This is a genomic window from Campylobacter sp. CNRCH_2016_0050h (assembly GCF_025772605.1).
In the GTDB taxonomy this organism is placed as follows: Bacteria; Campylobacterota; Campylobacteria; order Campylobacterales; family Campylobacteraceae; genus Campylobacter_D; species Campylobacter_D lari_D.
In genome coordinates, this window is the sequence record NZ_JAKMSK010000002.1 from 94,995 (window position 1) to 111,134 (window position 16,140).

The following is a 16,140-nucleotide window of genomic DNA, read 5'->3' on the forward strand; positions in this document are numbered from 1 at the left end:
TTTACTCTAAAACAACCCCTTCATTTAGCACAACTTCGCCTATTACATAAGCACCTGAGTTCTCTAAAACTTTTCCTACATTAGATGGATCTACCACCATAACTAAGCCCACACCCATGTTAAAGCTTCTATACATTTCAGCTTCTTCTACGCTTTGGCCTATTTGATAAAAAATTTCAGGAGTTTTTAGATGATGTTTTCTAATAATAGCACCTATTCCTCTTGGAAAAACTCTAGGTAAATTTTCTACTAAACCACCACCTGTTATATGAGCTAGTGCATTGATGAAAGGTTTTAATTTTAAAAAGTCTTTTACATAAATTCTTGTAGGTTCAAGTAAAATATCGATTAAATTTTTACCATCTATTTTATCATCAAATTTAAGCTTTTGTGCTTCAAATAATACTTTTCTAGCTAAAGAATATCCATTAGAATGAAGCCCACTACTAGGCAAAGCTAGTAAAATATCTCCATTTTTTACAAAATTTCTTCTATCTATTTCATCTTTTTCAGCCATGCCCACTGAAAAACCTGCTAAGTCAAAGTCATTGTTATGATACATTCCAGGCATTTCAGCAGTTTCTCCGCCTATTAAGGCACAATTTGCTTTTTTACAACCATTAGCAATCCCTGCTACAACCTTTTTAGCTACTTCTACATCTAACTTTGCACTTGCATAATAGTCTAGAAAAAACAAAGGCGTAGCAAAATTGCAAATTAAATCATTCACGCACATTGCTACTAAATCTTCGCCTATGGTGTCAAATTTTTGACTATCAATAGCAAGACGCAACTTTGTGCCTACCCCATCTGTTGCTGCTAGCATAACAGGATTTTTAAAACCACTTGGCATGGCAAAAGCACCCGAAAAAGAGCCTATGCCACCTAAAACATTTTCATTAAAAGTTTCTTTTACTAAAGGCTTGATTGCTTCTACAAAAGTATTACCATTATCTATACTTACACCCGCATCTTCATAGCTTATATTCATTTATCTTCCTTTAAGAATTTAAAAGGTATTTTAACTAAAAATATTTTAAGGTTAAATTATGCAAAATGCTTATTTTGTGACTTCAAGTATAGCAGGTGGAAAGTCAAGCTTTATAAAAATAGTTCAAAATTTGGGTTTTGATACTTTAAGTGCAGATGTGATAGCTCATGAGCTTTTAAATGAAAATGCAAATTCCATAGCTAAGCTTTTTGATAATGATGATTTACTTATAGCAGGAAAAATAGATAGAAAAAAGCTTGGTGCTATTGTATTTAATGATTTAAACGCCAAAAAAAAGTTAGAAGGTTTTTTACATCCTAAAATCAAAGAAGAAATTTTACAAAAAGCACTAATTTTAGATAAAAAAAACAAGGCTTTTTTTATAGAATTGCCTTTATTTTTTGAAAATAATCATTATCAAGATCTAGGAAAAAGTATATTGATTTATGCTCCAAAAGAAATTTTATTAAAAAGATTAATACAAAGAGATAATTTAGATGAAAATGAAGCCTTAAAAAGAATTAATTTGCAACTTGATATAGAAGAAAAACTAAAAAAAGCAGATTTTGTGATAAAAAATATTTCAAGTTATGAAAAATTTGAAGAAAATGTGCTAAATTTTTTAAAACATACTTTAAAGGTTAAAAATGAAATTTTATAAATATTGTGCAAGCGGAAATGATTTTGTAGTATTTGCAGATGGTGAAAAAAAAGATCGTAGCGAGTTAGCTAGAATTCTTTGTAATCGTTATGAGGGCATAGGTGCTGATGGACTTATAGTAGTTGTGCCTCATGATAGATATGATTTTGAATGGGAATTTTATAATTGCGATGGTAGTAAAGCAAATATGTGTGGTAATGGATCGCGTGCAGCAGCTCATTTTGCTCATCATTATCTAAAAAAATCACAATATTTAAATTTTTTAACTGGAGCAGGACTTATAAAATCATTTGTTGATGATGACATGGTAGAGATTAAATTAAGTGGAGTGAAGGATATTAAAGAAGCTTTTAAACATAAAGATAGAATTTGGCAAGGATGTAATACAGGTGTGCCACATATGGTGACTTTTGTTGATGATTTAAATGAATTTGATGTAAATTTATGCAAAGAAGTGCGTAAAAAATATAATGCAAATGTTAATTTTGCTAAAATAGAAAATGAAGAATTTGTAAGAGTTAGAACCTATGAACGCGGGGTAGAAGATGAGACTTTAGCTTGTGGTACAGGTATGGGAGCTTGTTTTTATCTTGCTTATTTAAATCAAAAAGTTAAAGATGATATTTTAGTAAAACCAAAAAGCAAAGAAAATTTATATTTTAGATTAGAGGATGATCAAATATTTTTCAGAGGAAAGGTAAAGTGCTGTTTTGAAGCTGATTATAATTTTACTTAGTAGTTTTTTATTTTTAAAAGCTGAATTTATAGCAGGTTTTGATAAATATTATTATGCTTTAAGTATAAAAGAAAAGCGTGAAGTTTTTATCAAAAAAATCAATGCTTTGTTAGATGTTTCTTTCAAAGAAATTGAAAATGAAAAAGAATTTATAGATATTTTTTTTGAGGAAGCTTTAAAGAGTAATTTTAGAAAACTAAATTCTAATGCTGTGCAAAAACTATGGTTTTTAAAAGAAAAATATCGCGTTAAAAATTTATACGATCACAAGGAATACCAACTGCGTATCCAAAAAGTTCCAAAATCTTTAGCCATAGCTCAAGCAATTATTGAAAGCGCAACTGGTACAAGTCGTTTTGCTAAAGAAGCAAATAATTTATTTGGAGAATGGACTTGGGGCGAGAAAGGTTTGATTCCAAAAGAAAGAAGTGAAGGTAAAACTCATAAAATTCGTATATTTGATACCTTGCAAGAAAGCGTGGATTCATACTTGCTAAATTTAAATCGTCATGATGCTTATAAGGAATTTAGAGCTTGGCGGTGGGATGCTATAAATCAAAATGAAAAACTTGATGGCAAAGAAGCGGCAAGTCATTTGGAAAAATACTCAGAGATCAAAAGTAATTATACTAAGCTTATTATTTCTATCATAAATCAACATAAGCTTGATGAGTTAGATTAATTTCCTAAAGCCCACTCATCAAAAGGTAAAATCATCACACGCACCCCTTCTATGAAAAACTCATCTCTTTGTGAAAGCGTGATGATATAAATAGTCGAAAGTGTGAGTTGGTTTTTACTAAGTATTTTTTTGACTTTTAAACTAAGTAAATCTTTATCTTTAAAGGGCGAGCATAAAAATGCATTTTTAAGACTTGGTAAGTAAAAATCAAAATATTTGGTATAAAAAATTTCTTGTTCAAATTTAAACAACTCGCTTAAAATCAAATTTTCAAACAAAGCACTAAAGTCTTTTTGTATGCTTAGAGAATTTTTTAGTGAAAAGTCCCAAAAATATACTTTTTTTAAATTCTTTTCAAGATTTTTTACAAAATACAAAGTGTAGTTTGATTCTAGTTTTTCTATGCTTTTATATAAGGTATCTTTGGAAATTTTTATAGTATTTTTTAGTGTTTTTAATAGCTCATTAACGCTAAATTCATTCCCGAGTTCTAAGGCAATTTGTTTCAGTATGGTAAGCTCTAATGGAGTGTAAAAACTTCTTAAGTATGATGAGTTTGTGTTAAAGTTGTGATTTAAAATCACATTGCGTCCTGTATGTAAAAAATAACTTACCATGGTTTTAGTGTCAGCGTATTTTTTGTTTAAGCTTAAAAATTCTTCAAAGTCTAAATAATCTAAATGAAGTTCTTCAAAATAATCTAAATGAAAATTGCTATCACAAACGCTTATTATGATTTGCAAATTAAGGTGTTTTAAACTGGCAAAGTCAAAATCATGAGCAAAGTTGCAAAGTGCTAAAAATTTAATCTGTGGATTATAGGTTAAAAACGAATTTAAATTTACCAAAGCACTTGCTTGAAATTTCAAATCATCACAATCAATAAAAAGTATATTTTCACTTTTGTACAAAGATAAAAAATTTAAAATTAAATTTTTCTTACCACTTGCAAAACCACCTTTTATAATGATGTTTTTATGGGTTTGAATTTGAATTTTTCTTTCATCAAATTTTTGAAATTTTGGGTAATTATCGTAAAAAAATTGTAGTGATTTCATAAATTTCTTTGTAATTAATGGTGGAGCATAGCGGGTTCGAACCGCTGACCCCAACGCTGCCAGCGTTGTGCTCTCCCAGCTGAGCTAATGCCCCTTTAGATTTTGAAATCATACTATATTTTTTCTTAGATTTTCTTAATGTATAAAAAATCTTGTAAATTTTATAAAATTTAATTTTTATCCTTTTTAAAAGGAAAATAATTAAAAAAAATGTATAAATTTCTTGACATAGCAAAGGCTCTTTTTATATAATCTCAACATCATTTTATATGGTGGTTAGATTCTTATGGGTCTAACGAGTTCTTTACAAAGGAAAAAATATGGAAAGAATCAGGCTTAAGCTAAAAGCTTATGACCACAGAGTTCTAGATCGCACAGTTGCAGCAATTGTAGAAGCTGTTAAAAGAACAGGTGCTGACATCAGAGGTCCAGTGCCAATGCCTACAAAAATCAAAAGATACACAGTTTTGAAATCTCCACACATCAATAAAGATTCACGCGAACAATTTGAGATGAGAATTCATGCTCGTATGCTTGATATTGTAGCAGCTACTCCAGATACAGTAGATTCACTCACTAAGCTTGACTTGGCTCCAGAGGTCAATGTTGAAGTAAGAGCTATGGGTAAATAAGGATAGAATATGGAATACATTGTAGAAAAAATTGGTATGAGTAGAACAATCAGCACACCAAGCATTCCTGTAACCTTACTTAAACTTGTTCAAACTAAAGTATGTGAAGTAGAAAATGGAAAAGCTTTGGTTGCTTATGTAAAAGGCAAAGCAAATAATAAATGCATTGCGGGTCAGCAAAAAAAATACAATCTTTCAGCTGAATATAATAGATTTGCTTCTTTAGAAGTAGCAAACACAGAAGCAGGTGATATTGATCTTAATCCTTTAAAAGAAGCTTCTATCTTAAAAGTAAGCTTTAATTCTAAAGGTAGAGGTTATAGTGGGGTTGTTAAAAGACACGGATTTGCCGGAGGTCCTGCAAGTCACGGTTCAAGATTTCACAGACGCCACGGATCAATCGGTAACCGCGAATGGCCAGGTCGTGTTCAACCAGGTATGAAAATGGCAGGTCATTATGGTAATGCAAAAGTTACTGTTAAAAATGAAGTAGTTTCATTTGATGAAGAAAATGGCATCTTAGTAGTAAAAGGTGCGGTACCAGGATTTAATGGTGCTATGGGTAAAATAAGGATTGCAAAATGAGTAAAGTAACTGTTTTAAATGATAAATTTGAAAAAGCTAGTGAACTCGATCTTCCAGCAAAATATGCAGAAGTTAATCCTCACAACCTTTATTTATATGTAAAATCTTATCTTGCTAGCCTTAGAGCAAACACAGCTCATACTAAAGGTAGAAGCGATGTAAGCGGTGGTGGTAAAAAACCATGGAGACAAAAAGGTCGTGGTGGTGCAAGAGCAGGTTCAACAAGAACGAATGTTTGGGTTGGTGGTGCTGTAGCATTTGGTCCTACAAACAATCGTAATTATTTCCAAAAAGTTAATAAAAAACAAAAACGCTTAGCGCTTGAAAGAGCATTGGCTGATAAAGCACAAAACAATGCATTATTCTCAGTAGATAGTTTAAGCATTGAAAGCGGTAAAACAAAAGATGCAAATGCAGTTATTAAAAAGCTTGGTTTAAAAGATGCTTTAATTGTAAAAGATTTACTAGATGAAAAAACACTTCTTGCTTTTAGAAACTTAGCAAATTGCTATGTAGTTGATATTAGCGAAGTAAATGCTTATTTAGTATCTGTATTTAATGCTGTTATCATTGAAAAAGCAGCGCTTGAATCTATCGTAAAAGAGGGTTAAAATGGCAGATATTACTGATATAAAAACAATACTTTACACTGAAAAAAGCTTAAACCTTCAAGAGCAAGGTGTTGTAGTTATTCAAACTTCTCCAAAAATGACTAAAAATGGTTTAAAAGAAGTTTTAAGAGAATATTTTGGTGTAACTCCAGTAAGAATTAATTCTTTAAAAATGGATGGAAAAGTAAAGCGTTTTAGAGGTCGTGAAGGTCAAAGAAATAGCTTTAAAAAATTCTATGTTAAGCTACCAGAAGGTGTGAGCTTAGAAAGTTCGGAGGCATAAGATGGCAATTAAAACTTATAAACCATATACTCCAAGTAGAAGATACATCACAGGTGTAAGCTCTGATGATATCACAGCAAAAGCTAGTGTGCGTTCATTACTTGTAAAACTTCCAGCTCATGCAGGTCGTAACAATAATGGTAGAATCACAAGCCGTCATAAAGAAGCAGGTGCTAAAAAACTTTACAGAATTATAGATTTTAAAAGAAGAAAATTTGGTATTGAAGGTAAAGTTAAAGCAATCGAGTATGATCCATACAGAAATTGTCGTATTGCATTAATCTCTTATAGAGATGGTGAAAAAAGATACATCTTACAACCAAAAGGTTTAAGCGTTGGTGATGTTATTTGCGCTGCTGAAAGCGGACTTGACATTAAACCAGGTAATGCAATGAAATTGAGAAACATCCCAGTGGGTACTATCGTACACAATATCGAGTTAAAACCGGGCAAAGGTGGACAAATGATCCGTTCAGCGGGTGCTTATGCTCAATTAATGGGTAAAGAAGAAAAATATGTTATCTTAAGACTTGCAAGTGGTGAAATGAGACAAGTTTTAGCTGAATGTATGGCAAGTATCGGTGAAGTTGGTAATGAAGAATGGTCAAATGTGACTATCGGTAAAGCAGGAAGAAACCGCCATAGAGGTATTCGTCCTCAAACAAGAGGTTCTGCGATGAACCCAGTTGATCACCCGCACGGTGGGGGTGAAGGTAAGAAAAATTCAGGCCGTCATCCAGTTACTCCATGGGGTAAACCAACTAAAGGTGCTAAAACTCGCCGTAAAAAAGCTAGCGATAAGCTAATAATTTCAAGAAGAAAAGGAAAGTAAGATGGCTAGGTCACTAAAAAAAGGTCCTTTTGTTGATGACCATGTAATGAAAAAAGTCATCGCTGCTAAAAAAGCTAACGATGGTAAGCCAATTAAAACTTGGTCAAGACGCAGCACTATTATACCTGATATGATAGGTTTAACTTTTAATGTTCATAATGGAAAAAGCTTTATCCCAGTATATATTACTGAAAATCATATCGGTTACAAATTAGGTGAATTTGCACCTACTAGAACATTTAAGGGTCATAAAGGCTCTGTTCAGAAAAAAATAGGTAAGTAAAGGAGATTTATGAGTAGAGCGTTAATTAAATTCATAAGATTATCTCCAACTAAAGCGAGATTGATTGCTAGAGAAGTTCAAGGTATGAATGCAGAGCTTGCATTAGCTAGTTTGAAATTTATGCCAAATAAAGGTGCTAAATTTATAGCAAATGCTATTTCAAGTGCTGTAGCAAATGGCGGATTTGAAGCAAATGAAGTTGTTGTTTCAAGTTGTCGTGTTGATGCTGGTGCGGTTTTAAAAAGATTTAGACCAAGAGCTAGAGGAAGTGCTAGTCGTATTAGAAAGCCAACTTCACACATTTTGGTAGAAGTTAGTAAAGTAGAAGCAAGTGCTGAAAAAACTACAAAAGCTAAAAAAGCATCAGTGAAAAAGGAAAGCTAATATGGGACAAAAAGTAAATCCGATTGGTTTAAGACTAGGAATTAATAGAAATTGGGAATCAAGATGGTTTCCTACAAAAGCTAATTTAGCAGAAAATATTGGTGAAGATTATAAAATCAGAACTTTTTTAAAAAGAAAACTTTATTATGCAGGAATTAGCCAAATTCTTGTAGAAAGAACAGCGAAAAAATTAAGAGTAACTGTTGTAGCTGCAAGACCAGGGATTATTATTGGTAAAAAAGGTAGTGATGTTGATATTTTAAGAAAAGAACTTCAAGATTTAATCAAAAAAGAAGTTAATATCAATATCAAAGAAGAAAGAAAAGCAGGTGCTTCAGCTCAGCTTGCAGCTGAAAGTGTTGCTACTCAACTTGAAAAAAGAATTGCTTTTAGAAGAGCAATGAAAAAAGTAATTCAAGGAGCGCAAAAAGCAGGTGCTAAAGGGATTAAAGTTTCAGTTTCAGGCCGTTTAGGTGGTGCTGAAATGGCAAGAACTGAATGGTACCTAGAAGGTCGTGTTCCACTTCACACTTTAAGAGCAAAAATTGATTATGGTTTTGCAGAAGCACATACTACTTATGGAAATATAGGTATTAAAGTGTGGATCTTCAAAGGTGAAGTTTTACAAAAGGGTGTTCAACCTGAAAAAACCGAAGAAAACGCTCCAACTAAAAAAACTAGAAGAGCAAGAAGAGGTAAATAATCATGTTAATGCCAAAAAGAACAAAATATCGTAAAATGATGAAAGGGCGTAACAGAGGTTATGCCAACAGAGGGACTGAATTTACTTTTGGTGATTTTGCCCTAAAAGCAACTGAAGCTGGCCGTATCAATTCACGCCAAATCGAAGCAGCTCGTATTGCTTTAACTCGTTTTGTAAAAAGACAAGGTAAAACTTGGATTAGAGTTTTCCCAGATAAACCTCTAACTAAAAAACCTTTAGAAACTCGTATGGGTAAAGGTAAAGGTGCAGTTGAGGAATGGGTAATGAACATTAAACCAGGTCGTATTATTTATGAAATGGCAGGGGTTAATGAAGAAATGGCAAGACAAGCTTTAACTTTAGCGATGCATAAATTGCCATTTAAAACTAAGTTTGTTACAAGAGAGAGCCAAAATGAAATATACTGAGATTAAAGATAAAACAGCAGGTGAACTTGCAACAATGCTAAAAGAAAAAAAGGTGCTTTTATTTACTTTAAGACAAAAGCTAAAAACAATGCAGCTAACTAATCCTAAAGAGATTAGCGAAGTTAAAAAAGACATCGCTAGAATCAATACTGCAATTAGCGCTTTAAAATAAGGATAGAAAATGGCATTTAAAAGAGAAATTCAAGGCGTTGTTGTTCAAATTGCTGGAGATAAAACAGCAACAATTTTGGTTGAAAGAAAAGTGGTTCACCCAAAATACAGAAAAATCGTAAAACGCTTTAAAAAATATTTAATTCATGATGAAAGAAATGAACTTAAAGTGGGAAATACTGTAGTTGCTATTGAATGTAGACCACTTTCTAAGAGAAAATCATTTCGCTTAAAAACTATAGTATCAGCAGGAGTTGAGTAATGATTCAGAGTTTTACTAGGCTTGCAGTTGCTGATAATAGCGGTGCAAAAGAATTAATGTGTATTAAGGTTTTAGGTGGTAGTAAAAGAAGATACGCTACTGTTGGTGATGTAATTGTTGCATCTGTAAAAAAAGCTCTACCAAATGGTAAAGTTAAAAAAGGTCAAGTGGTAAAAGCAGTTATCGTTAGAACTAAAAAAGAAATTCATAGAGACAATGGTTCTTTAATTCGTTTTGATGAAAATGCAGCAGTTATTCTTGATGCTAAAAGAGAGCCTATCGGAACGCGTATTTTTGGACCAGTAGGTCGTGAAGTAAGATATGGTGGCTTTATGAAAATTGTTTCACTAGCACCGGAGGTGTTGTAATGAAATTAAAAATTAAAAAGAATGATATGGTAAAAGTTATCGCAGGCGATGACAAAGGCAAAACGGGTAAAGTTTTAGCAGTATTTCCTAAGACAAATAAAGTAATTGTTGAGGGTTGTAAAATCGCTAAAAAAGCTGTTAAGCCAAGTGATAAAAATCCAAATGGCGGTTTTATCAATAAAGAAATGCCAATGGATATTTCAAATGTAGCAAAGGCAGGAGAATAAGATGATGAGATTGAAAGAAAAATACACTCAAAATATCAAACCTGCTTTAGTTAAAGAATTTGATATTAAAAATCCTATGCTTGTTCCTTTTATTGAAAAAGTTGTAATCAGTGTAGGTGCTGGGGAATTAGCAAAAGATCAAAAAGTATTACAAAATGTTGCAGATACTATTTCATTGATCGCTGGGCAAAAAGCAGTTATCACAAAAGCTAAAAAATCAGTTGCTGGTTTTAAAGTAAGAGAAGGCTTCCCAGTAGGTGTAATGGTAACATTAAGAAAAGACAATATGTATGCTTTCTTAGATAAGCTTATTACTATAGCTCTTCCTCGTGTTAAAGACTTTAGAGGTCTTCCAAGAGATGGTTTTGATGGAAGAGGAAACTATAACTTTGGTTTAGATGAGCAGTTAATGTTCCCAGAAGTTGAATATGATAAAATCTTAAGAACTCATGGTATGAACATTTCTATCGTTACAACAGCAAAATCAGATAAAGAGGCACAAAAATTATTAGAATTATTTGGCGTGCCATTTGCAAAAGGAAAGTAATATGGCTAAAAAATCAATGATTGCAAAAGCTGCCCGCAAACCTAAATTTAGCGTTAGAGGGTATACTAGATGCCAAATTTGTGGAAGACCACATTCAGTTTATAGAGATTTTGGAATTTGTAGAGTTTGCTTAAGAAAAATGGCAAATGAAGGTTTAATTCCTGGTCTTAAAAAAGCAAGTTGGTAAGAGGAAAGAACCATGATAAATGATTTAATTTCAGATTCACTAACAAGAATTAGAAATGCAGGGATGAGAAGATTAGAGACTACTCAACTTTTGCATTCTAAAGTTATCGAAGCTTTACTTGGAATTTTCCAAGCTAAAGGCTATATTGAAAGCTTTAATGTTATTGAAGAGGATAAAAAGAAATTCATCAATGTAGTTTTAAAATATGATGAAAAAGGCAAAAGCGTAATTAATGAAGTTAAGCGTATTTCTAAACCTGGTCGTCGTGTTTATAAAGGCAAAGATGAGATCAAAAGATTTAAAAACGGTTATGGTACTATCGTAGTAAGCACTTCAAAAGGTGTTTTAGCTAACGACGAAGCTTACAAAGCAGGCGTTGGCGGCGAAGTTTTATGTACTATTTGGTAAGAGTTTCTACTTTTTATGGTATTCGGTATCCATTCTTATAAAGTAGTCATATCGTAGACAAGTAAAAAGGAAAAATGAATGTCTCGTATAGGTAAACAACCAGTTGCTATTCCAAGTGGAGTAGAAGTAAAATTAGAAGGTAACTTGCTAAAATTCAAAAAAGGAAATTTAGCAAAAGAGCTTGATACAAAAGCAAATGTTAATGTTGAGATTAAAGAAGGACAAATTCTTTTCTCTCCTAAAGGTGAAGATAGACAAAGTAGAGCTTATTGGGGAACTTATAGAGCTTTAGCTCAAAACATCATTATCGGTTTAACTGATGGCTTTAGCAAAACTTTAGAAATCAACGGTGTTGGTTATAAAGCTGCGTTAAAAGGTAAAGTTCTTGAACTTGCTTTAGGTTTTTCTCATCCTATCAACTATGCTATTCCAGAAGACATAGAAATTACCGTTGATAAAAACAATGTTATTATTAAAGGTAGCGATAAACAAGTGGTAGGTCAAGTTGCTGCTCAAATTCGTGAATTTAGACCACCTGAGCCTTACAAAGGAAAAGGTGTTAAATATTCAGATGAGCGTATTATCCGCAAAGCTGGTAAGACATCTAAGAAGTAAGGATAGAATATGAGAGCAAATGTATTAAAAAGAAAAATATCTTTAAGAATTAAAAGAAAAAAAAGAATTAGAGCAAAAATTTCAGGAACACAAGCTCTTCCAAGAGTTTCTGTTTTTAAATCAAACAGAACTTTATATATCCAAGCTATCGATGATGTTAAAGCAGTAACTTTAGCAGCAGTAGATGGAAGAAAAATTGGTGTTAAAGCAAATAAAGAAGGCGCTAAAAAAATAGCAGCTGAATTTGCAAAAGTTTTAAAAGCTAAAAACATAGAAGAAGCAGTGTTTGATAGAAATGGTTATTTATACCATGGTGTTATTGCAGCATTAGCTGAAGCACTAAGAGAAAACGGAATCAAACTATAACCCAAAAGGAAGATCGATGGAAAAATATAATAGAGAAGAATTTGAAGAAGTAATCGTCGATATCGGCAGGGTTACTAAGGTTGTTAAAGGTGGTAGAAGATTTAGATTTACTGCTTTAGTTATCGTTGGAAATAGAAAAGGTTTAGTTGGTGTAGGCTATGGAAAAGCTAAAGAAGTTCCAGATGCTATCAGAAAAGCAGTTGATGATGCTTTTAAAAACATTGTTGAAGTTAAAACAAAAGGTTCAACTATCCCTCATGATGTAGAAGTAAAATACAACGCAAGTAGAATTTTACTTAAACCAGCAAGCGAAGGTACAGGGGTTATTGCAGGTGGTTCAACACGTCCTATCGTGGAACTTGCAGGTATTAAAGACATTTTAACTAAGTCTTTAGGTTCAAATAATTCAGCAAATGTTGTGCGTGCTACTATCAAAGCACTTACAATGCTTAAAGGATAATCAATGAATTTAACAAAAGCACCAGGTTCAACACATAAAACCAAAAGAATAGGCCGTGGTCAAGGTAGTGGTATGGGAAAAACTTCCACTAAAGGTGGAAAAGGCCAAACTGCTAGAAAAGGTTATAACGAAAAAAGAGGTTTTGAAGGGGGTCAACAACCACTTCAAAGACGCTTACCAAAAGTAGGCTTTACTTCTAAATTTGAAAAACCTTATGTGATTAATGTTGAAAAAATCACAGCAATCAAAGAGCTTAGCGAAATTACATTTGAAACAATCAATAGTATTCATAAGCTTTCAAAAAATGTAAATAAAGTTAAGCTTATTGGAGCAAGTGCTAAAGATCTTGCTAGTAAAATTAAAGACGAGAAGATCACTTTTAGCGGACAAAAATAATGAATAAAGCATTGACAAATAAAATTCTCATAACATTAGCTTTTTTATTTGCTTATAGAATATTAGCTTATGTTCCAGTTCCGGGGGTTAATGTCAGTGTTATCAAGGAATTTTTTGATTCTAATGCATCTAATGCATTAGGCTTGTTTAATATGTTTAGTGGGGGTGCTGCTGAAAGACTTAGCATCATCTCTCTAGGCATTATGCCTTATATTACTGCTTCGATTATTATGGAGCTTTTAGCGGCAACTTTTCCTAACATAGGAAAGATGAAAAAAGAACGCGATGGTATGCAAAAATATATGCAAATTATCCGTTATGCTACTATAGTTATCACTTTGGTGCAAAGTATAGGTGTTTCTATAGGCTTGCAAAGTCTTCATGGAAAAGCAGGTCAATCAGCTATTATGATTGATATGAATACTTTTATTGCACTTTCTGCTATTTCTATGCTTGCAGGTACCATGCTTTTGATGTGGATAGGTGAGCAAATCACTCAACGCGGTATAGGAAATGGTATTTCTTTAATCATCTTTGGTGGTATTGTTTCTACAATTCCAGGTGCAATTAGTGGAACAGTAAATTTGGTAAATACAGGTGAGATGAATTTCTTGACTATCATTGCCATTTTAGTTGTAATTTTACTTACTATTTGGGCTATTATAGTAGTAGAGCTTGGAGAAAGAAGAATTCCTATTTCTTACTCAAGAAAAGTAATCATGCAAAATCAAAACAAACGCATTATGAATTACATACCTATTAAAATAAATTTAAGTGGAGTAATTCCTCCTATTTTTGCAAGTGCGATTTTGATGTTTCCAAGCACTATTTTGCAAACAAGTACAAATGAGTATGTGTTAAAAATTTATGACTTTTTAAATCCAAATGGATTTTTCTTTCATTTTTTAACATTCTTACTTGTTATTTTCTTTGCGTATTTTTATGCATCAATTGTATTTAATGCAAAAGATATAGCTGAAAATCTTAAAAGACAAGGTGGTTTCATACCAGGTATTAGACCAGGTGAAGGAACTGCAAATTATCTTAATGAAGTAGCATCAAGACTTACCTTGTCAGGTTCTATTTATTTAGGGCTTGTAGCTACATTACCATGGCTTATTGTGAAGTTGTTTGGTGTGCCTTTTTATTTTGGTGGAACTTCTGTTTTGATCGTAGTTCAAGTAGCGCTTGATACAATGAGAAAAATCGAAGCTCAAATTTATATGAATAAATACCAAACCTTAAGTGCAGTAGGCTTATAAGAAAGTAGATTTTCTACTTTCTTCTCTTTTTAAGGATTTTGATGAGACTAGGCGTTTTTGATAGCGGTGTAGGTGGGCTTAGTGTTTTAAAATCTTTACTTCAAGCAAAACTTTTTAAAGAATATATTTACTATGGGGATACCGCAAGGGTACCTTATGGGGTTAAAGATAAAAAAACTATCATTAAATTTTCCCTAGAAGCTTTAGAGTTTTTCAAAGAAAAAAAAGTCGATATGCTTATTATTGCGTGTAATACAGTTAGCGCGTATGCTTTAGAAATTCTAAAAGCAAATGCACCATTTCCGGTTCTTGGAGTTATAGAAGCAGGGGTTTTAGCGGTTAAAAACTCTTTAGAAGATAAAAACTCCAATATATTAGTCATTGCAACACAAGCTACCGTGGATTCTCACGCTTATAAGCAAGCTTTAATCAAAGAAGGTTTTTTAAAAGTGGAAGAAAAAGCAACTGGGCTTTTTGTACCTATGGTTGAAGAAGGGATTTTTCAAGGAGATTTTTTAAAAGCTGCTTTTGAGTATTATTTTAATAAGCTTAAATTTCATCCTAATGCTCTAATCTTAGCATGTACGCATTTTCCTTTAATCGCCCATTCTTTGGAAGAGTATTTTGGCAAAAATACAAAACTTATTCATTCAGGCGAGGCTATAGCTTTGCAATTGCAACAAGAATTTAACTTAACATCAATCCAAGAAGAAGCTAACATTCAATTTTATGCTTCAAGCGATGTGGAAAAACTAAAAAAAATTGCAAATTTATGGCTTTAATTAATGAATATTTACTAAAGTATTTTTTATATTAATAATTTATTTTTATTTAAACATAGTTGCATTATAATTTTTATCATTTCTAATGAAAGGACTAACATGAAAAAAATGTTAATGTGCGCAGCTATGGCACTAAGTTTAGGAGCAGGAATTTTGGAAGCAAAACCAAAAGTTGCAATTTTAGCTACAGGTGGAACTATTGCAGGCTCGATTGATAGTTCGGTAGCTACAACAGGTTATACAGCAGGTGTTTTAGGGGTTGATGCTTTGATTAAAGCAGTGCCTCAAATTCAAGATTTAGCAGTAATTAGCGGGGATCAAATTGCAAATATTGATAGTAAAGATATGACAAATGAAATTTGGCTAAAACTTGCTAAAGAAGTCAATAGGCTTTTAAAATCTGATGTAGATGGAGTTGTGATTACTCATGGTACTGATACCATGGAAGAAACTGCATATTTCCTAAATTTAACCGTAAAAAGCGATAAACCTGTTGTTTTAGTTGGTGCAATGCGCCCATCAACTGCAATTAGTGCAGATGGTCCTAAAAATCTTTACAATGCTGTAGCGTTAGCAGCAGATCCACAAGCAAAAAATAAAGGTGTAATGGTGGCTATGAATGATAGAATTCAAAGCGCTAGAGGCGTTATGAAAACTCATAGTTTAAATGTAAATGCATTTAGTTCACCGGATATGGGTGATATGGGTTATATAGTAGATGGAAAAGCATTCTTCTACAATACTAATACAAAATTACACACTAAAAAATCTCCATTTGATGTTAGCAAGCTAAAAGAATTACCAAAAGTAGATATTCTTTATAGTTATGCAAATGATGGTAGCGGTGTTGCAGCAAAAGCTTTGTTTGAAAATGGAACTAAAGGTATAGTTGTAGCTGGAACAGGTGCTGGCAGTATTCATGATTATCAAAAAGATGTATTAAAAGAATTGCTTAAAAAAGGTCTTAATGTAGCGGTAAGCTCACGTGTAGTAGCTGGTAGAGTTGTAGTAAGTGATGCTGATGCAAAACTTGGTTTTATTGATACAGGTGATATGAGTCCTCAAAAAGCTAGAGTATTATTAATGCTTGCTTTAACTAAAACAAGTGATCCTAAGAAAATTCAAGAATATTTCTTAAAATACTAAAATCTTTTAGCACCCAAATGCTACAATAACATTTGGGTGAGTTTTTCAATCAAAATCTTACTTAAATTAATCAC

General features: G+C 32.4%; 28 protein-coding genes and 1 tRNA gene. 26 read left to right on the top strand and 3 right to left on the bottom strand.

Annotated features, from left to right (window positions below):
- Window position 1: 1 nt before the first annotated feature.
- On the bottom strand, window positions 2–991 hold the full coding sequence (purM, locus tag L8X28_RS01565) for a phosphoribosylformylglycinamidine cyclo-ligase (protein ID WP_263665338.1): 990 nt from the start codon (window positions 989–991) through the stop codon (window positions 2–4).
- Window positions 992–1,049: 58 nt separating this feature from the next.
- Here purM and coaE point away from each other — a divergent pair, with 58 nt between their 5' ends.
- The 3 genes from coaE to L8X28_RS01580 are packed head-to-tail and all read left to right on the top strand — an operon-like array spanning window position 1,050 to window position 3,070.
- Window positions 1,050–1,652 (top strand): dephospho-CoA kinase, encoded by a 603-nt coding sequence (gene coaE / locus L8X28_RS01570; protein ID WP_133319130.1) that lies wholly within the window; start codon window positions 1,050–1,052, stop codon window positions 1,650–1,652.
- Window positions 1,639–2,388, top strand: a complete 750-nt coding sequence (dapF, locus tag L8X28_RS01575; RefSeq protein WP_263665340.1) for a diaminopimelate epimerase — start codon at window positions 1,639–1,641, stop codon at window positions 2,386–2,388. Before coaE ends, dapF begins: the two co-directional genes overlap by 14 nt.
- Complete coding sequence (locus L8X28_RS01580) at window positions 2,363–3,070, top strand: glucosaminidase domain-containing protein (RefSeq protein ID WP_263659182.1); 708 nt, start codon at window positions 2,363–2,365, stop codon at window positions 3,068–3,070. Before dapF ends, L8X28_RS01580 begins: the two co-directional genes overlap by 26 nt.
- On the opposite strand, the gene L8X28_RS01585 is transcribed toward L8X28_RS01580, so the two are convergent.
- A complete protein-coding gene (locus L8X28_RS01585) occupies window positions 3,067–4,128 on the bottom strand; it encodes an ATP-binding protein (RefSeq protein ID WP_263665341.1) in 1,062 nt (353 codons plus the stop codon). The two genes, L8X28_RS01580 and L8X28_RS01585, sit on opposite strands and share 4 nt — an antisense overlap.
- 18 nt (window positions 4,129–4,146) lie before the next feature.
- Window positions 4,147–4,222 (bottom strand) — tRNA-Ala (locus L8X28_RS01590).
- Window positions 4,223–4,448: 226 nt separating this feature from the next.
- Between L8X28_RS01590 and rpsJ the strand changes: the two genes are divergently transcribed.
- The 23 genes from rpsJ to L8X28_RS01705 all read left to right on the top strand — a co-directional run bounded on the left by rpsJ (window position 4,449) and on the right by L8X28_RS01705 (window position 16,066).
- Window positions 4,449–4,760: a 30S ribosomal protein S10 gene (rpsJ, locus tag L8X28_RS01595; protein ID WP_012660810.1), complete on the top strand. Its 312-nt coding sequence runs from the start codon at window positions 4,449–4,451 to the stop codon at window positions 4,758–4,760.
- A 9-nt stretch (window positions 4,761–4,769) separates the two neighbouring features.
- Window positions 4,770–5,345 carry a 50S ribosomal protein L3 gene (gene rplC, locus L8X28_RS01600; protein ID WP_263665342.1) on the top strand — a complete coding sequence of 192 codons (576 nt, stop codon included), beginning with the start codon at window positions 4,770–4,772 and terminating at the stop codon, window positions 5,343–5,345.
- On the top strand, window positions 5,342–5,956 hold the full coding sequence (gene rplD / locus L8X28_RS01605; RefSeq protein ID WP_039617137.1) for a 50S ribosomal protein L4: 615 nt from the start codon (window positions 5,342–5,344) through the stop codon (window positions 5,954–5,956). The genes rplC and rplD overlap by 4 nt, the downstream gene beginning before the upstream one ends.
- 1 nt (window position 5,957) lies before the next feature.
- A complete protein-coding gene (locus L8X28_RS01610) occupies window positions 5,958–6,239 on the top strand; it encodes a 50S ribosomal protein L23 (protein WP_039617139.1) in 282 nt (93 codons plus the stop codon).
- A 1-nt stretch (window position 6,240) separates the two neighbouring features.
- Window positions 6,241–7,071, top strand: coding sequence for a 50S ribosomal protein L2 (gene rplB, locus L8X28_RS01615; RefSeq protein WP_263665344.1), 831 nt, complete (start codon window positions 6,241–6,243; stop codon window positions 7,069–7,071).
- Between the two features lies 1 nt (window position 7,072).
- Window positions 7,073–7,354 (top strand): 30S ribosomal protein S19, encoded by a 282-nt coding sequence (rpsS, locus tag L8X28_RS01620; RefSeq protein ID WP_039664929.1) that lies wholly within the window; start codon window positions 7,073–7,075, stop codon window positions 7,352–7,354.
- Between the two features lie 9 nt (window positions 7,355–7,363).
- Entirely contained in the window at window positions 7,364–7,738 is a 375-nt protein-coding gene (rplV, locus tag L8X28_RS01625; RefSeq protein WP_039617143.1) for a 50S ribosomal protein L22, read from the top strand.
- A gap of 1 nt (window position 7,739) precedes the next feature.
- Window positions 7,740–8,441 carry a 30S ribosomal protein S3 gene (rpsC, locus tag L8X28_RS01630; RefSeq protein WP_066007731.1) on the top strand — a complete coding sequence of 234 codons (702 nt, stop codon included), beginning with the start codon at window positions 7,740–7,742 and terminating at the stop codon, window positions 8,439–8,441.
- Window positions 8,442–8,443: 2 nt separating this feature from the next.
- On the top strand, window positions 8,444–8,869 hold the full coding sequence (gene rplP / locus L8X28_RS01635; RefSeq protein WP_012660818.1) for a 50S ribosomal protein L16: 426 nt from the start codon (window positions 8,444–8,446) through the stop codon (window positions 8,867–8,869).
- Window positions 8,856–9,041, top strand: a complete 186-nt coding sequence (rpmC, locus tag L8X28_RS01640; RefSeq protein WP_012660819.1) for a 50S ribosomal protein L29 — start codon at window positions 8,856–8,858, stop codon at window positions 9,039–9,041. The genes rplP and rpmC overlap by 14 nt, the downstream gene beginning before the upstream one ends.
- Window positions 9,042–9,050: 9 nt before the next feature.
- A complete protein-coding gene (gene rpsQ, locus L8X28_RS01645; RefSeq protein WP_039617148.1) occupies window positions 9,051–9,302 on the top strand; it encodes a 30S ribosomal protein S17 in 252 nt (83 codons plus the stop codon).
- Entirely contained in the window at window positions 9,302–9,670 is a 369-nt protein-coding gene (gene rplN, locus L8X28_RS01650) for a 50S ribosomal protein L14 (RefSeq protein ID WP_012660821.1), read from the top strand. The genes rpsQ and rplN overlap by 1 nt, the downstream gene beginning before the upstream one ends.
- Entirely contained in the window at window positions 9,670–9,897 is a 228-nt protein-coding gene (gene rplX, locus L8X28_RS01655; RefSeq protein ID WP_012660822.1) for a 50S ribosomal protein L24, read from the top strand. Before rplN ends, rplX begins: the two co-directional genes overlap by 1 nt.
- A gap of 1 nt (window position 9,898) precedes the next feature.
- On the top strand, window positions 9,899–10,444 hold the full coding sequence (rplE, locus tag L8X28_RS01660; protein WP_133319134.1) for a 50S ribosomal protein L5: 546 nt from the start codon (window positions 9,899–9,901) through the stop codon (window positions 10,442–10,444).
- Window position 10,445: 1 nt separating this feature from the next.
- Complete coding sequence (locus L8X28_RS01665) at window positions 10,446–10,631, top strand: type Z 30S ribosomal protein S14 (protein ID WP_012660824.1); 186 nt, start codon at window positions 10,446–10,448, stop codon at window positions 10,629–10,631.
- A 12-nt stretch (window positions 10,632–10,643) separates the two neighbouring features.
- Window positions 10,644–11,039 (top strand): 30S ribosomal protein S8, encoded by a 396-nt coding sequence (rpsH, locus tag L8X28_RS01670; RefSeq protein WP_039617152.1) that lies wholly within the window; start codon window positions 10,644–10,646, stop codon window positions 11,037–11,039.
- 78 nt (window positions 11,040–11,117) lie between these two features.
- Window positions 11,118–11,654 (top strand): 50S ribosomal protein L6, encoded by a 537-nt coding sequence (gene rplF / locus L8X28_RS01675; protein WP_263665345.1) that lies wholly within the window; start codon window positions 11,118–11,120, stop codon window positions 11,652–11,654.
- Between the two features lie 9 nt (window positions 11,655–11,663).
- The gene (gene rplR, locus L8X28_RS01680; protein WP_039617157.1) at window positions 11,664–12,020 is read left to right on the top strand and encodes a 50S ribosomal protein L18; all 357 of its coding nucleotides are present in this window, start codon (window positions 11,664–11,666) and stop codon (window positions 12,018–12,020) included.
- 16 nt (window positions 12,021–12,036) lie between these two features.
- Complete coding sequence (rpsE, locus tag L8X28_RS01685; protein ID WP_039617161.1) at window positions 12,037–12,480, top strand: 30S ribosomal protein S5; 444 nt, start codon at window positions 12,037–12,039, stop codon at window positions 12,478–12,480.
- Window positions 12,481–12,483: 3 nt separating this feature from the next.
- Window positions 12,484–12,876: a 50S ribosomal protein L15 gene (rplO, locus tag L8X28_RS01690; RefSeq protein WP_039617163.1), complete on the top strand. Its 393-nt coding sequence runs from the start codon at window positions 12,484–12,486 to the stop codon at window positions 12,874–12,876.
- Complete coding sequence (secY, locus tag L8X28_RS01695; protein ID WP_263662694.1) at window positions 12,876–14,138, top strand: preprotein translocase subunit SecY; 1,263 nt, start codon at window positions 12,876–12,878, stop codon at window positions 14,136–14,138. Before rplO ends, secY begins: the two co-directional genes overlap by 1 nt.
- 41 nt (window positions 14,139–14,179) lie before the next feature.
- On the top strand, window positions 14,180–14,920 hold the full coding sequence (murI, locus tag L8X28_RS01700) for a glutamate racemase (protein ID WP_263665346.1): 741 nt from the start codon (window positions 14,180–14,182) through the stop codon (window positions 14,918–14,920).
- Window positions 14,921–15,034: 114 nt separating this feature from the next.
- Window positions 15,035–16,066: a type II asparaginase gene (locus L8X28_RS01705; protein ID WP_263665374.1), complete on the top strand. Its 1,032-nt coding sequence runs from the start codon at window positions 15,035–15,037 to the stop codon at window positions 16,064–16,066.
- Window positions 16,067–16,140: the final 74 nt, after the last annotated feature.

Bases quoted from the DNA above. Each gene is read 5' to 3' on its own strand.
- rplB (WP_263665344.1), top strand. From the start codon at position 6,241: ATGGCAATTAAAACTTATAAACCATATACTCCAAGTAGAAGATACATC.
- rpsQ (WP_039617148.1), top strand. From the start codon at position 9,051: ATGGCATTTAAAAGAGAAATTCAAGGCGTTGTTGTTCAAATTGCTGGA.
- rpsC (WP_066007731.1), top strand. From the start codon at position 7,740: ATGGGACAAAAAGTAAATCCGATTGGTTTAAGACTAGGAATTAATAGA.
- rplX (WP_012660822.1), top strand. From the start codon at position 9,670: ATGAAATTAAAAATTAAAAAGAATGATATGGTAAAAGTTATCGCAGGC.
- rplD (WP_039617137.1), top strand. From the start codon at position 5,342: ATGAGTAAAGTAACTGTTTTAAATGATAAATTTGAAAAAGCTAGTGAA.
- rplN (WP_012660821.1), top strand. From the start codon at position 9,302: ATGATTCAGAGTTTTACTAGGCTTGCAGTTGCTGATAATAGCGGTGCA.
- rpmC (WP_012660819.1), top strand. From the start codon at position 8,856: ATGAAATATACTGAGATTAAAGATAAAACAGCAGGTGAACTTGCAACA.
- L8X28_RS01585 (WP_263665341.1), bottom strand. From the start codon at position 4,128: ATGAAATCACTACAATTTTTTTACGATAATTACCCAAAATTTCAAAAA.
- rpsS (WP_039664929.1), top strand. From the start codon at position 7,073: ATGGCTAGGTCACTAAAAAAAGGTCCTTTTGTTGATGACCATGTAATG.
- rplE (WP_133319134.1), top strand. From the start codon at position 9,899: ATGATGAGATTGAAAGAAAAATACACTCAAAATATCAAACCTGCTTTA.
- rplV (WP_039617143.1), top strand. From the start codon at position 7,364: ATGAGTAGAGCGTTAATTAAATTCATAAGATTATCTCCAACTAAAGCG.
- rpsH (WP_039617152.1), top strand. From the start codon at position 10,644: ATGATAAATGATTTAATTTCAGATTCACTAACAAGAATTAGAAATGCA.
- secY (WP_263662694.1), top strand. From the start codon at position 12,876: ATGAATAAAGCATTGACAAATAAAATTCTCATAACATTAGCTTTTTTA.
- murI (WP_263665346.1), top strand. From the start codon at position 14,180: ATGAGACTAGGCGTTTTTGATAGCGGTGTAGGTGGGCTTAGTGTTTTA.
- purM (WP_263665338.1), bottom strand. From the start codon at position 991: ATGAATATAAGCTATGAAGATGCGGGTGTAAGTATAGATAATGGTAAT.
- L8X28_RS01705 (WP_263665374.1), top strand. From the start codon at position 15,035: ATGTGCGCAGCTATGGCACTAAGTTTAGGAGCAGGAATTTTGGAAGCA.
- rplO (WP_039617163.1), top strand. From the start codon at position 12,484: ATGAATTTAACAAAAGCACCAGGTTCAACACATAAAACCAAAAGAATA.
- coaE (WP_133319130.1), top strand. From the start codon at position 1,050: ATGCAAAATGCTTATTTTGTGACTTCAAGTATAGCAGGTGGAAAGTCA.
- rplR (WP_039617157.1), top strand. From the start codon at position 11,664: ATGAGAGCAAATGTATTAAAAAGAAAAATATCTTTAAGAATTAAAAGA.
- L8X28_RS01610 (WP_039617139.1), top strand. From the start codon at position 5,958: ATGGCAGATATTACTGATATAAAAACAATACTTTACACTGAAAAAAGC.
- rplF (WP_263665345.1), top strand. From the start codon at position 11,118: ATGTCTCGTATAGGTAAACAACCAGTTGCTATTCCAAGTGGAGTAGAA.
- rpsE (WP_039617161.1), top strand. From the start codon at position 12,037: ATGGAAAAATATAATAGAGAAGAATTTGAAGAAGTAATCGTCGATATC.
- L8X28_RS01665 (WP_012660824.1), top strand. From the start codon at position 10,446: ATGGCTAAAAAATCAATGATTGCAAAAGCTGCCCGCAAACCTAAATTT.
- rplC (WP_263665342.1), top strand. From the start codon at position 4,770: ATGGAATACATTGTAGAAAAAATTGGTATGAGTAGAACAATCAGCACA.
- dapF (WP_263665340.1), top strand. From the start codon at position 1,639: ATGAAATTTTATAAATATTGTGCAAGCGGAAATGATTTTGTAGTATTT.
- rpsJ (WP_012660810.1), top strand. From the start codon at position 4,449: ATGGAAAGAATCAGGCTTAAGCTAAAAGCTTATGACCACAGAGTTCTA.
- rplP (WP_012660818.1), top strand. From the start codon at position 8,444: ATGTTAATGCCAAAAAGAACAAAATATCGTAAAATGATGAAAGGGCGT.